Here is a 19,528-nt window from a genome sequence, read left to right as displayed (position 1 = left end):
GGCACTCCCTTTAAGCATTACTTCTGTTAATTATACAGTATTTTTGTAAAAAATTAAGAATTGGTCTAAAAACAATTATAACAAATCCAATAATAGGTCTATATCAATTGACATAAAAAACTTATCAGTATATTCTAATTTGCAAGTGACTACACGATCTAACAGCGTTGCTTCCGTTACGGCTGTCTAAAAACAAATAAGGAGATTTTTTATCACATGGATAATTATTCCAATAATTCAAATAGTAGTTTCACTGAACGTTTTTCAACTGCATTAAGAGATTTGCCAAATGCACTCGGACAAGTATTCAACTTGCAACGTAATGTGCACGAATTAAAGACTCTCAAAAAGACGACTAAAATCATGATGACCATTATGCTTCTAGCAACTTGGGCTTCATTTATCTTAGGAAAAGATTTTGGATTCTCCGGCTGGATTGGTGTCATCACTGGTACTTCCGTTGTTTTGAATCTAATCCTAGTTGACCAAGGTCGTTTGACTAATTATAGTTGGGGCGTCTTAGGTTGTGTAGTGTGGCTAATTATTGCCATCAACAACCGCTTAATTGGCGATATCGCTTCGCAGTCATTTTACTTAATTATGCAATTCGTTGGTCTTTCGGTTTGGCATCGTGAGATTACCCAAGCTGACCAAGAAGAAGTAAGTTCTCGCAAATTAACTTGGCGTGAAGGAATTTTCTGGTTCTTGGCGACCTTTATTATTTATTTCATCGTTTTATTCTTCAGTAAACATTTGAATGGTGTCCAAATTTACTTGGATGCTACTCTTTTGCCATTAGGAATTGTTGGACAAGTTCTAATGACTTATGGTTATCGTTCCCAGTGGATTGCTTGGATCACGCTTGATGTCATCAATGTCATCATCTGGTTCAATCAATTGCAAGTAGTTAGTCCTGCTTCCACTTCGATGTTCGTTCTACAAATAATCATGTTGATCAATGCCATTTACGGCGCTTATCTGTGGTTTAAACCTAGCGACCAATAAGATTATTTGAAACACTCAATATAACCGTCAAAAGCAATTATCCATCGTGTAGTCACTTAGACATCGACAATCGTCGGTGTTTTTTCTTTGTGGAATAAAAAAAGCCGTCAAACAAGTATATTCTTGTTGACGACTAACTGGTAAAAATTATTGGGTTAGATGGATTCGAACCATCGCATGACGGGATCAAAACCCGTTGCCTTACCGCTTGGCTATAACCCAATGAATGGAGGGGAGTGGATTCGAACCACCGAACCCGAAGGAGCGGATTTACAGTCCGCCGCGTTTAGCCAGACTTCGCTACCCCTCCATGTGTTTACCACATGTCTTTATCCGACTTAATTATATTACCGAAAATAACAGACCATTTCAAGAGTTTTTTGCAAAAAAAGATGAATCATTTTCAGATTCATCTTTTAACTATCTTATAACGTCGACATTATCGGCTTTGACGAACTCATTTGTCGCTACACGATAATAATCTTCATTATTAATTTTAATTACTTTATCAATCTTCCAATCAGTTTTAACAGCCAAAGCACGATTAGTTACTGTATCGCCGTGAGAATTATCTAGTAAAATGTAATCTGCTCCGTCATGAGTTCTGACTACTGAATATTTGGGTGTGTACAAGTAAATATCAGAAGCCTTAACGAATTCATTAGTTGCTACACGGTAGTACTTCTCACCTTTGATGGTCATGTACTCGTCAGTTTGCCAATTTGAGTCTGGTGAAAGAGCAACAGTTTTACTTAGGTTGCCCTCTTCATCGTAAATATTGGCAGAGTCTTGATCTGGGTATGTGGTTAAGACTTGAAGTTTATGAGTGTATTTAGAAGTTACTGTTGGAATTGTTGGTGTCGTTGTAGAAGTTGATGTGTGATGTGTTGATGGTGTTGTGGGTTTCACCGCAGGTTTATCTTTGGTGTAATAGATAGTATATGAAAACGATTCTGTTTGTCCCGTTTCTTCATTTTTCAGTGTAACTTTTTTATCAATATTATTTATTTGGGAAAATTCACCATCATATATTATTTTGAAAGAATCAGAGTTAGAAGTATATCCTTTAATAACTGGAGCTTTAATATTTACCAGATCTCCATAGAATTCTGGAGCCTTATTTGCACTTTTTGAAACAGTCACACTATATAGATATGCAGTATCATCTATCGAAACAGTCGGTATATTTTTTATTTCTTCATTAACGTTTTCTTCCAAAGTGGCTGTGACACCTTCTTCGGCAAAATTTAATGGCTTATTTGAACAAACATTAAGAATGGTCATATCCGAATTCTTATCATCTTTTGATACAAGTCTTCTCCAAGTACCACTATCAATTTTTGCGCCATCAAAATTAACTGGAGTTTTATCATCAGAATCCATTCTTACCCAATTTCCGGTAGTCCCAGAGTCTGCTAAATTTATACCTCCTAATTTAATTTTTTCTACATATGCAGGATAACTAGACTCTTTTTCAAATATATTAGTAACTATATCTTCTGGATTAGTAAATCCACTTAGATCAATATTCTTCGCACCAAGCATAAACATTTCAGTGAGATTTACTTTTTTTGAAGTTTTGAAACTACTTAAATCCAAATTTCTAAGGCTTGTCTCGTCACTAAACATATAAGAAAAATCTGTAACGTTACTAATATCAAGTTTATTCAAACCAACAAATTCAGTAACCGATGACAAACTTCTAAAAAGTGCGGACGAGTCTGTTGGCAATACTAAATTGCTCTTAGTATCTGGATTTATTACCACTTTTGTAATTTTGCTACTAATCGTTGGTTTTAAGTAATCGTCAGGATCTTGATTCCAAGGCGTATCCATTATTTTTCTAGCTACTACCCCATTGTGGGCACTATAGGTAGGTTGCAGTGAAGTTCCATCTAAGTAAAGTACGGAATCCTTAATCCACCAAGTAGCATTATCCCCCCATTTATGTGGTTCTGCCAATTGGGCATCCGTCTCATCATTTACATTTTCTGTGGAATCATCAGCCAAAACATTCAACTGCCCCATTCCAAAAATCCCAATAAAAACAGCCAAACTATAAATTAAAACTTTAACCATTTTCTTCATCAAATCACCCCTTTTAATTAGGATTATTATACTTCTAAATGAAAATATTTTTATACCAAAAATAAAAAAATTGCTACCCGATTTACACTCAAGGTAACAATTTTTTGATCATTATTAATCCGTGCAGCTTTGGTAGTTTGAGCAATTCCTAAAACTATCGCCAGTGCTGCGATGAAACTAAGAATCAACAGCTTGATTTTCTTCCTCATGAACACTCGCTCCTCCACAAATGTTTATATTAATATTGTAAACGATTTCATGAAGGATTTTAAATGTTTTTTTATCAGAAAACAAAAAAGCCATAACCGAAGTTATGACTTAGTTTAATATACAACTTTTTAGTTAACACCGGCCATCAATTTCTTGATCTTAGGTACAAACATAATCAAGATAACTGCGGCAACTAATGTAACGATACCAGTTATACCAAAGAACATCATTTCGTTTTGTGGGTTTCCTGGTTCGAATAACTTAACTAATTGAGCATTAGCAGCTTGTCCGGCTGAATCAGCTAGGAACCACATACTCATCATTTGACCTCTGAAAGCCTTAGGAGCAAGTTTTGTTGTAGCTGACAAACCAACTGGAGAAATCAACATTTCACCAACTTCAATGATAGCCCAACTTAGAACTAGCCATAGTGGACTAACTTTGCCATCTGGAGATAATCCAATCAAAGGAATAATCAAGACAAAGTATGAAATAGCTGTAGCAACTAGTCCCATCCAGAACTTAGATGGTGATGATGGTTGACGTTTAGCCAATTTAATCCATAACCATGCAAAGAATGGTGTATAGATAATGATGAAGAATGGGTTAAGCATTTGGAATTGTGGAGCTGTCAAATGCAAACCAGCAAAGTTTAATTGAGTTTGTTCAGCAGCGAAAAGTGCCAAAACAACAGAACCTTGTTCTTCAATTGCCCAGAAAATTGCGGCAGCGATGAACAATGGAATATAAGCAAATACACGTGATCTTTCGACCTTAGAAACTTTCTTACTTGTTAGCATCATAATGAAGTAACCAACAGGTAAAGCGATACCTAAGATACTCAAGATAGTGATGAAGTTATCAACTGTGAAGGCATGCATAGCAATCATAGCCACAACGATAACGACTAAAGCAATTACACCCATAATGACACGTTTGTAGAATTTACTACGTTCGGCATCAGTAATTGGATCTGGGGCTTGTAAACTTTCTTTAGGAAGGTACTTACGACCGTCCCACCAGTAAACTACTAAACCTAAGAACATACCAATGGCAGCTAATGAGAAACCAGCGTGGAAATTAAATCTGTTACTCATCATACTTACAGCTTGTGGTGCGAACAATGAACCTAAGTTGATACCCATAACGTAAATACTGAAACCAGAATCACGTCTAGTATCACCTTCACTGTACAATCCACCAACCATTTCGGATACGTTTGGTTTCAATAAACCAGTACCAATAACAATAAGTCCGATGGATAGGAACAAACCAGTTTCGCCCATTGGGAGTGACAATACGATGTGACCAAACATGATCAAGACACCACCCCAGAAGACAGTTCTTCTAGGTCCCAAAAGTCTATCACTGATAAATCCACCAAGCACACTAGACATATAAACTAGTGAACCATAGATAGACATGACAGATGCTGCAGTGGTACGGTCCATACCAAGTCCGCCCTCTGTAACAGCATAGTACATGTAAAATAGCAAAATGGCACGCATACCATAGTAACTGAATCTTTCCCAGAATTCAGTTAGGAATAATGTACGTAACCCTATCGGTTGACCGAAAAATCCTCGGTCCTTCTTTTCGTCCATTAAAAATTCTCCTCACATTACACAAATAATGTATTTATATTAAACTTACAGAGCGTATATGTCAAAGCATTTTTTAATAAACAGTCTATAAAGCCTTATATATAGGCAAAAAAAAATAAGAGCCTTTTAATATAGGTTCTTATTATTTTGCATTATGTTTGAAGGCCATTGTTGCTTTAACAGCCTCTTTCCAACCATCGTAAAGATCATTTCTAAGAGATTCTTTCATTTTTGGTTGATACAGTTTTCCAGTTTGATAATTCTTCTTAATATCGTCAATATCTTTCCAGAAGCCTACTCCTAATCCAGCCATAAAGGCCACTCCTAAGGAAGTAGTTTCTAATTCTGAAGAACGCTGCAATGAGATTCCCAAAATATCAGCTTGGAATTGCATCAAATAATCATTAGCTGATGCTGCTCCATCGACTTTTAGGACTTCAATTGGCATCTTAGCGTCAGAACTCATCGTCTCAATGATATCTTTTGTCTGATATGCAATCGCCTGCAAAGTAGCTTTGACCAAATCTTTATCCGTTGTACCACGAGTAATTCCAAACATCGTACCATGTGCTTGATTATCCCAATAAGGTGCACCCAAACCGGCAAAAGCTGGAACGACATAGACCTCATCGTGATCAGTCGAACTTTTGGCATAGTCTGAAGTCTGCGGAGTATTGTTGATCAAACGCATGTCGTCACGCAACCACTGTAACGCCGCTCCAGCCACGAAAACACTGCCTTCTAAGGCATATTTGATTTCACCATTGATGCCATAAGCAATCGTTGTCAACAAATTATTGTCAGACAAAGCCGGTTTATCTCCAGTATTCATAACGGCAAAAGCACCAGTTCCATAGGTATTTTTGACCATCCCTTTTTCAAAAGCCATCTGTCCAAAGAGGGATGCTTGTTGAGAACCGGTCATCCCAGAAATTGGAATCTCCGAACCATAAAATTGATAATTCTTCGTCATTCCAAAGACTTCTGAATTGGATTTAACCTCTGGCAACATTGCTTTAGGAATGTTAAAGAGTTTTAATAAATCTTTATCCCATTGCAAAGTGTTGATATTGAAGAGCATCGTTCGACTAGCGTTGGCATAATCAGTCATGAAACTAGCACCATCAGTCAGCTTCCACAACAACCAAGTGTTGATAGTCCCAAAGAGCAATTCGCCTTTTTCAGCACGTTCTTGAGCACCTTCAACGTGATTGAGGATCCAACGGATTTTTGTAGCTGAGAAATAAGGGCTGATAATCAAACCGGTCTTTTTGTGGATTTCATCTTTGAAGCCAGCCTTGATCATGTCATTAGCCAAATGGGCAGTTTGTCGACTTTGCCAAACAATCGCGTTATAAATTGGCAAACCAGTCTCTTTATCCCAAACGACAGTTGTCTCTCTTTGACTAGCAATCCCGATTGCTTTAATTTGATCAGGTTTGATACCCGAATCGATCAAAGCAGTGGCAATAGTTGTCTGTACGGCATTCCAAATTAGATTGGGATCATGTTCGACCCAACCGGGATTCGGTAAAATTTGTTGAATTGGATGTCTAGCAACAGCTACCTTCTTACCACTGTGATCAAAAATAATAGCTCGAGCCGTCGTTGTCCCCTCATCAATTGCTAAAATATATTCTTTTTCCATTGTTAACTCCTAAACACGAAAAAAGGCGTCTCCGCCTTTATGATTCTTTCTTAAACTTAGTTAATATTAACTTTTCGTCATTATCGACTAGATAATATCATTTATTAATTATCATAAGAAATCAAAAAATAAAACCACTATCTAGTCCGGAATAGCAAAGAAAATTGGCTCAAATGTGAAATTTCTCTTGACAATTTATTGCCTAGTGAAAGGTCGAGCTTGAAGACTTTGCCCGAACTTGGGCTTAGCAAAGGCTCCAAGTCGTGCCCACATTGTTCCAGCCAAATTTTCTTTGCTATGGAGGACGGCATACTACACTAACTAAAGTTCAGAAAATCCTCTTTATTTTGCTTTATGTTTGAACGTTCTTGTTGCACTAACTGCTTCTTTCCAACCTTCATATAGATAATCTGCACGTTTAACATCCATTTCTGGTTCGAAAGTAGCACCTGTTGCGTATTGTTTCTTAATATCTTCTAGACTATCCCAATACCCTACTGCTAGTCCAGCTAAAAATGCGGCACCTAGAGCAGTTGTTTCCAAATCTTTGGCGCGTTGAACGGGTGTTTGTAAAATATCAGCTTGGAACTGCATTAGATAACGATTATTTGCAGCACCACCATCAACTTTTAAGGTTGGAATATCAATTCCTGTATCGCGTTTCATTGTTTCAATAACATCACGACTTTGATAAGCCAATGATTGCAACGTTGCTTTGATGAAATCGTTCTTCGTTGTTCCTCTAGTCAAACCAAATACGGCACCACGGGCGTCAGCATCCCAATAAGGTGCGCCTAATCCAGTAAATGCTGGTACAACGTAAACTTCATCATCGTCATTGGAATTTAAAGCGGCTTCTTCTGATTCGGGAGCTGTGTCGACTAAATGCATTGCATCACGCAACCATTGAATAGCTGAACCAGCCACGAAAATACTACCTTCCAAAGCATAGTAAACTTTACCATTGATTCCATAACCAATCGTCGTCAACAAGTTATTGTCGGATAATTGTGGTTTTTCACCAGTGTTCATCACGATGAAGGCACCAGTGCCATAAGTATTTTTGACCATTCCTGGTTCAAAGGCCATTTGACCAAACAAAGCTGACTGCTGATCACCAATCATACCGGCGATAGGAACTTCTGACCCATAGAAATGGTAACCCTTTGTCTTAGCATAAACTTCAGAATTAGGACGAACTTCCGGCAACATAGCCTTAGGAATATTCAACATTTTCAAAATGTCGTCATCCCATTTGAGGTCGTGGATATTGAAAAGCATTGTCCGACTAGCATTTGAATAATCCGTTACGTGAGCAGCTCCACCAGATAATTTCCAAAGAATCCAAGTGTCGATGGTACCAAAGAGTAATTCGCCTTTTTCAGCACGTTCTTGAGCACCTTTTACGTGATCCAAGATCCAACGAATCTTTGTGGCTGAGAAATATGGATCAATTAACAAGCCAGTTTTTTCATGAATCATATCGCCGTAGCCATCTTTTTCTAACTTAGCGGCAATATCTGAAGTTTGACGACTTTGCCAAACAATGGCGTTATAAATTGGCAGGCCAGTTTTCTTATCCCAAATAATAGTAGTTTCACGTTGATTGGTAATTCCAATACCTTTGATTTGCTTAGGTTTGATACCTGAATCGATAAAAACATTGGCAATTGTCGATTGAACGGCATTCCAAATCTCATTAGCATCGTGTTCAACCCAACCAGGTTGTGGAAAATGTTGCGTAAATTCACGTTGGGCATCGGCAATTTTTGTCCCGGATTTATCAAAAATAATTGCACGGGTACTAGTAGTTCCTTCATCGATTGCCATAACATATTCACTTGACATTATTTCACCTCATTCATTAATGTAAACGCTTCATACCAAAATATTATAACATCTTCAGAATAATGCAAATATTTCCGGTATTTTTTCTAATATTTTGTTTTTGAAATCAATTAATTAGATTTTTTTGTTCTATATTTTAAGAAATCAAAGCCTATAAATAGAATTATCGACACAATTGAAACTATCCAACCAATTTTAAGCCCTGGCACTTGATAGTTCAATTCCACTTTATGCTGTCCTTTGGTTAAATCAATTGCCATCAAATTGTCGACTACTTGATGAATTTTGACCTTCTTACCGTCAACCGTAGCACTCCAACCGTCATCGTAAGGAATACTGAACAACATCGGCGCAGCTTTTTTGACATTGATAGTTCCACGAACTGTATCGTGATTCAAGTCAGAACTAATCTTTAGAGAATTATCTTGGAATTTATCCAAAGACTTCAAGAACCTAGGTTGATCTAATGACTGGAAATATTCCGGATTCAAATCAAAGGTCTTATTCGTCAAAATCTTTATTTGGACTTTTTGATTCTTCTTGAAATGCCTCAACCGCAAAGTGGCCGCTTTATAAACGTTCATATTGCTAGTTTTGACCCGTTTGCCATCGACATAAATCTTGGTCTGATCATAATTTAGCGGCGTCTTGTAGAAATACAATGGACCACTGGCACGAGTCGTCATCTGGTACGTATATAGGGTCTTATTCTTCACTGTCGTCTGTTGCATGCTATTGAGTGTAGCATTCTTTAAATATTCAGTACTATTGCCATTCAAAGCTTGCCACAAACGATCCTGATTATCCAAAGCGTGACCATTTTTCATCTTATAGCCATAAACATCTTTATTAACTAGAAAACCTAATGATGGCGCATTGTAATTTTCTTCGACGTAGTAATGATTATCCCACTGACGAACTCGATAATAAACGCCTAGCAAAGCATTGGTCAAATTCGTCCCACCAAAGTAACTGATTCGACGGACATTGATACTGTAATAACCCAAATTATTCATCATTTCCAAAGTCTTCTGATTCAAAGTAGAACTGTACAAACTCAGACCGTTGATATTGAACAAAATTGGGTCGTTGTAATTATTGTATTTCTCCGGAAAAGCCTTATTAAGCCCTGATTTAGAAACGATGATTCGATGTCCCAAATGACTTCTCTTCTTAACATCAGCTAAGATATCATTTTCTTTACGAAATTCTTCACGATAAACCAATTGATTTCCTAAACCAGCAGTACTGATAACTGAATTGAAATTAGCAACTATTTCAAAGGCCATCATCAGCATCAACAAGCCAAAGAATTTTTTATTACTATTAAGCACTAATAAAATTATGCCGGAAATCACGATACAAATAATACTCAACCAGAAGAAATAGCCGTTGTAATCATTATCTGGAATTGCAAAGCCAAGTTTTTCAATAATCTTTGGCAATAGCCATTCCGTTGAATAACCAATACAGAGCAAGATTCCTGCCACGCTGGTAGATTTGATAATTGTCGACTTATCCTTGAAAACTCCAACCTCAAAGGCCTTATAAGCGATGAAAATACAGACGAACGAGAAGATAAAACTATTTCTAAATGGGAAACCAGCAGGATTTTGGAACATGTGCCAAACCGTATTGAAAGTTGTTACAAACATACTGATCAACAAAGTTCCTAATAAGAACGTAGAATTCTGCTTGTCTTTATTGTTTACTCGAGGACTGAAAAAATAAGCCAATAACAAAATTAAAATCGTCGAAGTCATAAAGACCGATGGACCGTGCTCAAGTCTCTGTTCAAAAGTGTTCCCACCGATTCCTAGTTCTGTCAGAGCTTCCAAGCCGAATCGAGCTGATGGCAAGTAATTCATGACATTAAAGGAAGTTTTGCCTGTTTTCATCATCCCAACTAAAGTTGGCAATAGGACTACCGCTGAACTTAAACCAGCCAATACTGAAGTAGTTAAATAGTTGCCGATAATTTTCCACTTATTTTTTTGATGAAAAAGATTCGTCTCTAATCCCGTATAAATAAAGAAACATAACGAGAAAATACAGAGCATATATCCTAAGTAATAATTGAAGATAATTGCTAAAAGAATTGAACAATAATATAGGACATATTTTTGTTCTTTAATGACCCGCATAACGCCTATTGCTACTAAAGGTAACATTATCAAGGCATCCAGCCACATCAAATCATAAAAGTATGACGCTACGAATCCACAAAAACTATAAGCCAGAGTAAAAATATAGTTGGTAAATTTAATTTCTTTAGAGTATTCCTTCAAGAAATAAGCCATCGCCACACCCATTGAAGAAATTTTCAACATGATGATGATATTCGCTGCCGCAGGAATTCCCATGGGACTAAAGAAAACCAACAGCAAATTAAAAGGCGACAGTAAGTAGTAGCTCATAACCGGGAAGAAATTATCTCCCAAAGACTGACTGAACAAATAAAAATGCAAGTTGCCAGAAGTTAGCTGGCGCCGTAATTCAGTCAAAAAGGTCAGATATTGCGTGCCTAAATCACTACTCAAGAAATTGTTGCTGCCAAAAGGTACTAATTTAAAATACGCAAAAATAGCTGAAATAATAACAAGATTAAGAAAAAACGCTCCAAGATAATACCGGACATGACGTTTAAGCATATTTATATCTCCTTACTAACTATCCAAATAATATGGGATAAACTAAATAATTGCAAAGAAGATGCCAAACAAAAAAACTCCACCAGAACAGCTTTTAAGTTCTAGTGAAGCCTCTATTATTTTTTCAAAATACTAGCTAAAGTATTTTCAAACGGATAATCACATTTCTGAGAATACAGTCGAATCGTCTCAACCAATTTATCTGGTTGATAATTCCAGTAATCGTAAACAAATTCTGGTGACTTTACATCTTTCATATTATAGAATTTCTTACACCATTCATGAGCCGGTAATTTTTTACCACTTTTATTCGGCTTTTGATTTTTAAACTTGTCAAAGTCCCCTTTGTATACAATAAAAAGAATTTCAATTTCAGGAGTTGTAAGGATATCAATTCTTGAAGATACCAATCGAGTATATGGCTTAGGAAGTGAAAATTCTTCTTTACGAGAATCTAAAATACGAAAAATTGATATCTGATTTTTTGCAAATCCATAACTCAAATGCTCTCTAGCAAATGTTTTGGCATTTCTATCTCTTATAACATCTTCTTCTAACATATCACTTCTATTAAATTTTAAGAGGTCATGATCTAATAGAACATTAATAATAGCTTTTTCAGCTCCACCTTCGACTATCACAGCAATGTAATTATTGCTCATCTTTACATACCTCACGTCGATGTCCGTAATTTTTGATACTATTAATCGTTGCTTTTTTCAACGCAATATATGCACTATACTCTGGTGCTGTACCATCAATACTATTCGACATGAAGACGTCAGATCTCAAAATATCACTCCTTATTTTCGTACTTGAATATCTAGTCAATGATATTTTGGATAATCTTCTAGCTATAAATATTTGATCATTTCTATCCATATCATCTAAAAACTCCGAATAATGGGTGGTAAATACTAATTTGGCGTTATTTATATTAATCGCAGAATCTTTAAAATAATTAATAAAACTTCGAGCTATTGCATGATTAAAATGATTTTCAATTTCGTCAACGAAAATAATCCCACCACTCTTTAAAGTACGTAAAATTTGAGTATATAAAGAAATTCCTTTCGCTGTACCTGAAGATAAATAATATTCAATGGTAGCAAAATTTTGATCAGTTAATTCTTCTTCCCTATCTTTAAATTTTAATCGATAAAAAACTTTATTATTATCAGCCTTCTCAATTTTTAAATATTCAATACTTGGATCCAAATACTCAAGTATTTCACTAGGAACATCGCCAAGGTTAGGAATAAAGAAATTAGTATTTGTAAAAATTGTATTATCGGTAATCATTGGAATACGATAATTGCCAGCTCTAACAATCATTCTAAACATTGAATCATCTGATGCCAAAGCGGCAGCAACATCACTTTTCAAATTATTTCTATCTAAAATTAAATTCCTTTTCGAGAATGTTAATAAATCTCTTTTAGGTTCACTAACTTTAGCTTTCTTTTTAAAAATCTTTTCAGACTTAACTTCAAAATTGGACTCTAAACCATCAAATTTACTTCCAATAATAATTTGATCTTGATATAGATATTTATCGTTCCCATACAGGTACACTGTAAATTTTACATCAGAATCATCAAACAACACTTCTTTTAGTCTAGTTTCTTTTACAGACTTACCGTTGAACAATAACGACAGAATTCCCATAGTAATTTTCATTATCATGGTTTTCCCTGTAGCATTTTTACCTACAATTGTTGTTATATTGTTAGTGTAATTAGAACCAAATAAATGCATAAGAGAATCCGCATAATCTTGCGAAACTCTGCTATCAGTCAATAAAGAAAAATGCAAATTATTTTCAAATAAAGGATATCCTTCGATATCTAATGACAAAAAGCGTAATTCGTTTTCCATTTTTTCACCTCAACATTCAACTAGTAATTTAACTAAATAATATCAAAATATCCGTCCTTTAACCATAAAATATGTTTGAAAGCCTATATTTTTGTATTAAAGTCGCAAAAAAGGCTTGCTTGCGCAAGCCTGTCATCATATTATTTTTCATATTGCATACCTCTTGATTTAACGTAATTTGTGTTTTGCTTTGAATGTGTGTGAATGGTTTTTAATTCTTGTATTTTTGTATTTTTGAGTAATGTGATTCTAGTTTAAAAATTTCTTACCATTGTAATTTCTGATCATCTTAGTACAAACAGTTGCTAAGACGGAAACACCAGTAAGCACGAGCAAAGGATGTTTTCTCATAAAATTCACCTCGTTTTTTGTATAGCCATATTTGACTATGTATACATAGTACCGAGATATTATGAAAAAGTTTGTACTAAAATTTGAATTATTTGTGAATTAACTAAGAGGTGGTCGGTGCTTATCTATATTATTGCGAAATTCTTCTATCATAGCTTGATCAACTTCTGGTATGTCGGTTAATTTTCTCAACAGCCATTGTCCCAAGACAAAGTATTGCCCTTCTTCTAGAGTGAACTTCTGAGCGTAAACGTACTGAATTGCTTGCTCGTATTTTTGATGCATCAACAGCTCAGTTATATCACGATGGATCTTGTCACCTTGACCTTGTTGCTGTTCAAAGACTACTTCTGTCTTCTCGCCGTCTTTTTTGCCGACCATATAACCAAAACCTTCCGCAAACGACTTAATTTGACGCATGATGAAATCACTGTCTTCAGCCATAATATTCCCTCCACTTTACTCACAGTATAGGAAGAAATTGATCTTTTAGCCACAAAAATACCCGAAAATCACATTTAATATCTGATCTTCGGGTATTTATAAATTAATTATTTATCAGCTTTTTCCACAGCAGCTCCGGCTAAGGCACTGACGTAGTTAACTGGTTTGTCAAAGTTAGGTTGGAACAAGAAGTCGACCATGGACAATTCATCAATCGTAACTTTCTTTTGAATAGCTAATGACAAGAGGTTAGCTGATTGTGATACATCATACATACTTGTCAAAGCTCCACCGAGGATTTCTCTTGTTTCTGGGTCCCATACGAGGTTCATCAAAACAGGAGTAGTTGTCAACATGAACTCTGGACGATAATTGTCTTCTAGAGATACGCTGTCAACCTTCTTACCTAGGACTTCAGCGTGTTCTTTAGTCAAACCACTAGCAGCATAAGTTCTGCCAAATAATTCAACCGCTGAACTAGCTTGTGTTCCCATGTAAGGGGCTGTATCTTTTTCGATATTCTTACCAACCAAGATACCTTGACGAACTGAGTTAGTTGCCAAAGGAATGTATTGGTTGTCTCCAGTTGGATTGTAGTGAACGGATGCGGCATCACCGGCTGAGAAGACGTCTTCTTTACTTGTGTGCATGTATTTATCCACAATCAAGGCACCGTTTGGCAAAGTTTCGAATTCGTCAGCGAACATCTTTGTATTAGGACGGAAACCGACACACATAACAGCGATATCAGCTTCATAAGTATTTTTATCAGTTTTTACAATTACACTATGATCTGTTTCTTCAAATGATTGAACTTTTTCACCCATACCGAGTTTTACACCGTTATCAATGTAATCTTTTTCGGCAACAGCTGACATGTTAGGATCGAGGTTCTTACCTAAAACGTGTGGCAAAGCATCAATCAAAGTAGTTTCTTTACCAAGAGTAGCGTAACCTTCAGCTAGTTCAGCACCGATGTAGCCGGCACCAATAACGATGGCACTCTTGATATCTTTAGCATTTTCTTTCAATTCATTGGCGTTAGTCCAATTCTTGCAAAGCATTACACGACTTGAGTCAATGCCTGGAATTGGAGGGATAACTGGAGCTGAACCAGTAGTAATGACTAGCTTGTCATAATCTTGTTCAAAAGTTTCCCCACTAACTAGGTTTTTAACGGCTAATTTCTTATTATCAAAGTCAATATTTGTAACATCATGTTGCATGTGCATATGTGCGCCTAGTTCTGTCAAAGCTTCTGGACTAGCGTAAAACATTTTGTTAGGGTCTGAAACACGATCACTTACCCAAAGTGCGATCCCACATGATAGGAAAGAAAGGTTATCATTTCTTTCAAAAACAGAAACTTCCCAATCTGGATGTTCCTTCAAAATATTCATTGCTGAAAAAGTTCCCGCATGTGTGCATCCTACGATACTTACCTTCATAATAACTACCACCTTTTATGATTTAATATCATTATAGTTAATATTTTAACATAATTAAAGCGTTTACATACTATATTAAAAAATATATATAAATTATAAAGAAACCTAATTAAAAGTATAAATCACCTCACTTACGCCCCATAAATTGCTAAAGTGTCGTTTAAATCCTCACAAAACGAAAAAATAAACTTACCATTATAGTCACATAAATTAAAGTATTTGTGAAACTAAAAACAAATAATTATTTTTTCCTAAAATGAATTTAATTGTTTAAACACATGTGCTATATTATATGTGTGAAAGAGATAGAGATATGGTCAATGCAATTCCTTCCTTTTTTAACTCGAAAGGTTGCGATACACATCCTCATATCGTAACCGAATAGCTTACTCGCATTCAGGATAAAGTTGCCCCCCTCAATCAACTTTATCCTCCCCCCTCAAATGCGTTATCCCATTACAATAATTTACTTTGAATGCTTTCATTAATTAATTAATTACAAATCCCTCTCTATTTGACAAATATGGAAACCTCATAAGCATTCATACCTTTGTCTCTGACACTACTGGTAATGCCGTTACACATTAGGTGTAACAAAAAAACAAGCCCGTCCCCCCAGATGAGCTGTTTTTTTTTGCTCTTTTTTTCTTAATAGATCATACAAGCATTTTTATGGGTAATTCATTATATCAAAAAAATGGTCTATACATCGTGAAAAAATTTACAATGAGTTAAATATAATAACACGATATTTACATATTTATTTATTCAAAATCAAAAAATTATTTTTTCTAAAAGTGAATGTATCTGTTTAAACATATATGCTATATTATTAACTGTGAAAGGGGCAAAGATATGAAATGCAATTCTTCTTTTTTAACCAAAGAAGGTTGCGATACATCCTCATATCGTAGCCATAAAAACTCACTCGCATTCAGGATAAGTTGCCCCCCTCAATCAACTTATCCTCCCCCTCAAATGCGTTTCCCATTACAATAATTTACTTTGAATGCTTTCATTAATTAATTACAAATCCCTCTCTATTTGACAAATATGAAACCCTCACAAGCATTCATAGCTTTGTCCCTGACACTACTGGTAATGCAGAAAAAGACAAGCCCGTCCCCCCAAGACGAGCTGTTTTTTTTGCGTTTTTTTTATTCGAACGATAATCATCAATTTATTCCATTAGATTTTGTTTAAACATTACGAAGACAAACGTATTAGTCATATATGGTTAAACATATTTTTAATGATAATTTCACGCACCAATACAAAAATCCCGTTAGATTGTAAGCAAATTACATTCTAACGGGATATTTATTAACATCATTCAATACTTAATTTTTAGAAGCACTAGATGTGGCATCTACTTTTACTTCTGGTTTGACAGCAGGTTCATCAACTGATTCTGAAGCTCCAGAGTTTGCATCAACTGCTGGTTCACTTTCAGCTTTAGAAGCACCGGATGTAGCGTCCATTTTGGCATCTGGATCCGGAACTAATTTTTGACCAGTCTGTTGCAAGTATTGGTCAACGATTGGTTTGAGATCAACGGCCCATTCGTTAACACCTTTGCAGTTGTCGTTTTCATCATGCATTGCTTTGTAATAGTGCATTACGTGATGATCTTTGTCTCCACCAGGTACTGGCATAGAAACCAAATCTGTCTTGCCACTTCTCAAGTCATAGATAACTTGTTTAACATGCTTCATAACACGTTCGATATTAGGGTGAACTTTATCTAAAGCATCCCCAACTTGAGCAGGAACACGTTTAGCTAACATATCCTTTGCTTCGCCAACTTTGTTGTAGTAGATAAATTGATTATTTTCATCAACGTAAGTCAATTCAACAGGCATAGTCTTTAGGAAGTAGTTCAATTGATCAACTGTCAACAGGCCACTGTCCAATTTGACGTAAGTGCCACCTTCAACGGCGTTAACTTTCTTAGCAGCTTTGTCCAACCAGTCGTCATCGTTCATGTCGATACCTTGAATAGTTGTGTCAGTTCCCTTCTTAGCGGAAAGGTCTTCATCTTGATAGCCGTTTGATTGACTAATCAAGTTGATAACTTTGGCAAATTTGATAAAGTTTTGCAAAGTAGTTTGTAAGAAATCAACTGTTCTTTGGTCCTTCAAGTCACCATTTTCGTCAAAAGCTGTCTTAACGTCGCCTAATAAGAATTCATTACCAGGCAAGACAACCGCATTAACACCGGGTGCTTCAAGAATTTGTCTCAAATGTAGTTGGGCACGTGATGACCCTTGAGTATGATATGAAGCTCCGACGATCATAACAGGTTTGCCGTCGAAAGGATGTACTTCATAAGATAGCCATTCGATAACGTTCTTCAAGGCTACAGGAACAGTGTGATTGTGTTCTGGAGTAGCAATAATAACACCATCAGCGGCTGTGATTTTCTTACAAAGATTTTGAATAACCGGGCTATTTGTTTGGTCGTCATCTTGGTTGAACATTGGTACTTCATTGATATCCAAGACATCGACGTCGATTAGTCCTGTAAAATGTTTGGCGATAAAGTTTAATAATGTACGATTATATGATTGATCAGCGATTGATCCTGCAATTCCTACTAATTTCATATTACCCCTCCTAGTCTTTGTCCCATGAAAATGCGGCAGCCTTTTGTTTTGTAACGTCTTTAGCATTATTCAATTGTTTAGAAATATTAACGAATTGAAGAAAGTCTTGGAAAAGACCGTCTAATTCTTTAACAACATCTTTATCCTTTAAGTCACCATTATCATCAAAGGCTTGCAATGAATGTGCCAAAAGAAATTCTGAACTAGGCATAATTCTAGCTTTTAACTCTGGTGAATCGAGGATTTGACGTAATTGAGCTTGGGCACGTGATGACCCGAGAGATCCATAAGAAGCACCGGTAATCATAACAGGTTTGTCGACGAATGGATGGATTCCATATGATAGCCAAGCTAAGGCACTCGACAAAACGGCCGTTACAGAGTGATCGTATTCAGGAGTAGCAATAATGACACCGTCAGCGTCCTCAATCTTTTTGGCAATATCCTTAGCCAATTGAGGAACGTACTTGTCTGCACTCTTCTTGAAGATTGGCAAATCCTTGATTTCAACTAATTCAATTTCAGCGAAATCCTTGAAATGTCTCTTCATATACTTCAATAATTCACGGTTGGTTGATTTTTGGGAATTTGATCCCACAATAGCGATAAATTTATTCATAGCATTAATCATCCCACTTCTATTTTATTGTCATGTTAATTGTAAAATGTTTCACTAGGTAAAGCAATATAATTATGTGATTGTTTTCATATAGTATAGTTATATTTTCTTGAAGACGTCTTTCAATCCACTAGTTACAAAGGTTTCCAAATCTTTAGTAATAAAGACTGCTTCAATTCCCTTTTGTTCTTCAATCAAATCCATGCCACGTTTTATACCTTGATAAAATCCAATCGTTGACCAAATTTCGCCGTCGATCGACTTGTCGCTAATAATCGTCACACTGGCAAGGTTGTTCTTGATTGGATAACCAGTCTTTGAATCAAACATGTGGTGATATTCATGGCCATCAATTACCAACTTGCGTTCATAAATACCAGACGTTCCAATTGATTTTTCAGGAATATGCACGACACCTAAAGGAACATCTCGCGGTTTAATGGGATTTTGAATACCGATATTCCATAACTTGTCCTCATGCAAACTATCACCGACTAACAAAACATTGCCACCTAAATCAATAATTCCAGTCTGAACGCCACGCTTTTGCCAGAGTTTTTTGATTTCGTCAGCGATATAACCTTTGGCAATACCACCGAGGTCGATCTCCATACCCTTTTCTTGCAAAAATACGCTCATTTTGGCGTCGTCGAGGATTATTTTCTCTGGGTCGATAATTTGTAAGCGTTGCTTGATATCTTTGTCACAAGGCTTGTTAGCACCCTTAAAACCAATTTTCCACAGCTTGACCAAAGGTCCGATTGCTACGTTAAAGCCTAGGTGCTTACGACTGACTAAAACAGCTCGTTTGATTAGACCATACGTATCTTCTGGTACCTGAACTGGCTTGATACCGGCGTTATGATTGATCGACATGACCTCTGATTGGTTGCGATTGACGGTCAACTTATCTTCGAAGTTTTGAATCAACTTGTAGCCAGCTTCTAAATCGTCTACACCGCTAGGTTCTGCTACTGACAAATTGATCACAGTTCCCAATGCATAATAGCTCTTGTTAATTAACCCCATTGAACTTTCCTCAATTCATAAAAAATTATTTTACGATAGTGAACATCCTCTATCATAGTCTTTTGTGTCGTTCTCGACAAAGGTAAGTTATTCACAATA

The 19,528-nt window shown here is 36.1% G+C and carries 14 protein-coding genes and 2 tRNA genes; 1 reads left to right on the top strand and 15 read right to left on the bottom strand.

Annotated elements, in window-relative coordinates:
• Window positions 1–216: 216 nt before the first annotated feature.
• On the top strand, window positions 217–1,005 hold the full coding sequence (pnuC, locus tag LF20184_RS02745; protein WP_010020823.1) for a nicotinamide riboside transporter PnuC: 789 nt from the start codon (window positions 217–219) through the stop codon (window positions 1,003–1,005).
• A gap of 150 nt (window positions 1,006–1,155) precedes the next feature.
• On the opposite strand, the gene LF20184_RS02740 is transcribed toward pnuC, so the two are convergent.
• From LF20184_RS02740 to LF20184_RS02675, 15 genes are all read right to left on the bottom strand, one after another.
• A tRNA-Gln gene (locus tag LF20184_RS02740) sits at window positions 1,156–1,227 on the bottom strand.
• Between the two features lie 5 nt (window positions 1,228–1,232).
• A tRNA-Tyr gene (locus tag LF20184_RS02735) sits at window positions 1,233–1,315 on the bottom strand.
• Between the two features lie 110 nt (window positions 1,316–1,425).
• Window positions 1,426–3,093, bottom strand: coding sequence for an SLAP domain-containing protein (locus tag LF20184_RS02730; RefSeq protein ID WP_056945182.1), 1,668 nt, complete (start codon window positions 3,091–3,093; stop codon window positions 1,426–1,428).
• Window positions 3,094–3,143: 50 nt separating this feature from the next.
• Complete coding sequence (locus tag LF20184_RS12670) at window positions 3,144–3,302, bottom strand: hypothetical protein (RefSeq protein ID WP_010020827.1); 159 nt, start codon at window positions 3,300–3,302, stop codon at window positions 3,144–3,146.
• A gap of 129 nt (window positions 3,303–3,431) precedes the next feature.
• Complete coding sequence (locus tag LF20184_RS02725; RefSeq protein WP_010020828.1) at window positions 3,432–4,907, bottom strand: peptide MFS transporter; 1,476 nt, start codon at window positions 4,905–4,907, stop codon at window positions 3,432–3,434.
• Between the two features lie 142 nt (window positions 4,908–5,049).
• On the bottom strand, window positions 5,050–6,555 hold the full coding sequence (gene glpK, locus LF20184_RS02720) for a glycerol kinase GlpK (protein ID WP_010020829.1): 1,506 nt from the start codon (window positions 6,553–6,555) through the stop codon (window positions 5,050–5,052).
• Window positions 6,556–6,897: 342 nt separating this feature from the next.
• Window positions 6,898–8,403, bottom strand: coding sequence for a glycerol kinase GlpK (gene glpK / locus LF20184_RS02715; RefSeq protein WP_010020831.1), 1,506 nt, complete (start codon window positions 8,401–8,403; stop codon window positions 6,898–6,900).
• 110 nt (window positions 8,404–8,513) lie between these two features.
• A complete protein-coding gene (locus LF20184_RS02710; RefSeq protein WP_010020833.1) occupies window positions 8,514–11,054 on the bottom strand; it encodes a YfhO family protein in 2,541 nt (846 codons plus the stop codon).
• A 116-nt stretch (window positions 11,055–11,170) separates the two neighbouring features.
• The gene (locus LF20184_RS02705; protein WP_010020835.1) at window positions 11,171–11,716 is read right to left on the bottom strand and encodes a hypothetical protein; all 546 of its coding nucleotides are present in this window, start codon (window positions 11,714–11,716) and stop codon (window positions 11,171–11,173) included.
• Window positions 11,706–12,932, bottom strand: coding sequence for an AAA family ATPase (locus tag LF20184_RS02700; protein WP_010020836.1), 1,227 nt, complete (start codon window positions 12,930–12,932; stop codon window positions 11,706–11,708). Before LF20184_RS02700 ends, LF20184_RS02705 begins: the two co-directional genes overlap by 11 nt.
• Window positions 12,933–13,382: 450 nt before the next feature.
• On the bottom strand, window positions 13,383–13,727 hold the full coding sequence (locus LF20184_RS02695) for a hypothetical protein (RefSeq protein ID WP_010020838.1): 345 nt from the start codon (window positions 13,725–13,727) through the stop codon (window positions 13,383–13,385).
• Window positions 13,728–13,834: 107 nt separating this feature from the next.
• On the bottom strand, window positions 13,835–15,175 hold the full coding sequence (locus tag LF20184_RS02690) for an FAD-dependent oxidoreductase (protein WP_056945181.1): 1,341 nt from the start codon (window positions 15,173–15,175) through the stop codon (window positions 13,835–13,837).
• A gap of 1,340 nt (window positions 15,176–16,515) precedes the next feature.
• Window positions 16,516–17,781: an NAD(P)H-dependent oxidoreductase gene (locus tag LF20184_RS02685; RefSeq protein ID WP_010020841.1), complete on the bottom strand. Its 1,266-nt coding sequence runs from the start codon at window positions 17,779–17,781 to the stop codon at window positions 16,516–16,518.
• 10 nt (window positions 17,782–17,791) lie between these two features.
• Window positions 17,792–18,400 carry an NADPH-dependent FMN reductase gene (locus LF20184_RS02680; protein WP_010020843.1) on the bottom strand — a complete coding sequence of 203 codons (609 nt, stop codon included), beginning with the start codon at window positions 18,398–18,400 and terminating at the stop codon, window positions 17,792–17,794.
• 99 nt (window positions 18,401–18,499) lie between these two features.
• Window positions 18,500–19,429: an FAD:protein FMN transferase gene (locus LF20184_RS02675; protein WP_010020845.1), complete on the bottom strand. Its 930-nt coding sequence runs from the start codon at window positions 19,427–19,429 to the stop codon at window positions 18,500–18,502.
• Between the last annotated feature and the right edge of the window lie 99 nt (window positions 19,430–19,528).

Origin of the sequence: Companilactobacillus farciminis KCTC 3681 = DSM 20184, assembly GCF_002706745.1 — a bacterium.
In the GTDB taxonomy this organism is placed as follows: Bacteria; Bacillota; Bacilli; order Lactobacillales; family Lactobacillaceae; genus Companilactobacillus; species Companilactobacillus farciminis.
This window is presented reverse-complemented; position numbering and strand designations above follow the sequence as displayed.

Excerpts from the sequence above, each read along its gene's own strand:
- LF20184_RS02730 (WP_056945182.1), bottom strand. The coding sequence starts at position 3,093 with ATGAAGAAAATGGTTAAAGTTTTAATTTATAGTTTGGCTGTTTTTATT.
- LF20184_RS02705 (WP_010020835.1), bottom strand. The coding sequence starts at position 11,716 with ATGAGCAATAATTACATTGCTGTGATAGTCGAAGGTGGAGCTGAAAAA.
- LF20184_RS02695 (WP_010020838.1), bottom strand. The coding sequence starts at position 13,727 with ATGGCTGAAGACAGTGATTTCATCATGCGTCAAATTAAGTCGTTTGCG.
- LF20184_RS02675 (WP_010020845.1), bottom strand. The coding sequence starts at position 19,429 with ATGGGGTTAATTAACAAGAGCTATTATGCATTGGGAACTGTGATCAAT.
- LF20184_RS02685 (WP_010020841.1), bottom strand. The coding sequence starts at position 17,781 with ATGAAATTAGTAGGAATTGCAGGATCAATCGCTGATCAATCATATAAT.
- pnuC (WP_010020823.1), top strand. The coding sequence starts at position 217 with ATGGATAATTATTCCAATAATTCAAATAGTAGTTTCACTGAACGTTTT.
- glpK (WP_010020829.1), bottom strand. The coding sequence starts at position 6,555 with ATGGAAAAAGAATATATTTTAGCAATTGATGAGGGGACAACGACGGCT.
- LF20184_RS02700 (WP_010020836.1), bottom strand. The coding sequence starts at position 12,932 with ATGGAAAACGAATTACGCTTTTTGTCATTAGATATCGAAGGATATCCT.
- LF20184_RS02725 (WP_010020828.1), bottom strand. The coding sequence starts at position 4,907 with ATGGACGAAAAGAAGGACCGAGGATTTTTCGGTCAACCGATAGGGTTA.
- LF20184_RS02680 (WP_010020843.1), bottom strand. The coding sequence starts at position 18,400 with ATGAATAAATTTATCGCTATTGTGGGATCAAATTCCCAAAAATCAACC.
- LF20184_RS02710 (WP_010020833.1), bottom strand. The coding sequence starts at position 11,054 with ATGCTTAAACGTCATGTCCGGTATTATCTTGGAGCGTTTTTTCTTAAT.
- glpK (WP_010020831.1), bottom strand. The coding sequence starts at position 8,403 with ATGTCAAGTGAATATGTTATGGCAATCGATGAAGGAACTACTAGTACC.
- LF20184_RS12670 (WP_010020827.1), bottom strand. The coding sequence starts at position 3,302 with ATGAGGAAGAAAATCAAGCTGTTGATTCTTAGTTTCATCGCAGCACTG.
- LF20184_RS02690 (WP_056945181.1), bottom strand. The coding sequence starts at position 15,175 with ATGAAGGTAAGTATCGTAGGATGCACACATGCGGGAACTTTTTCAGCA.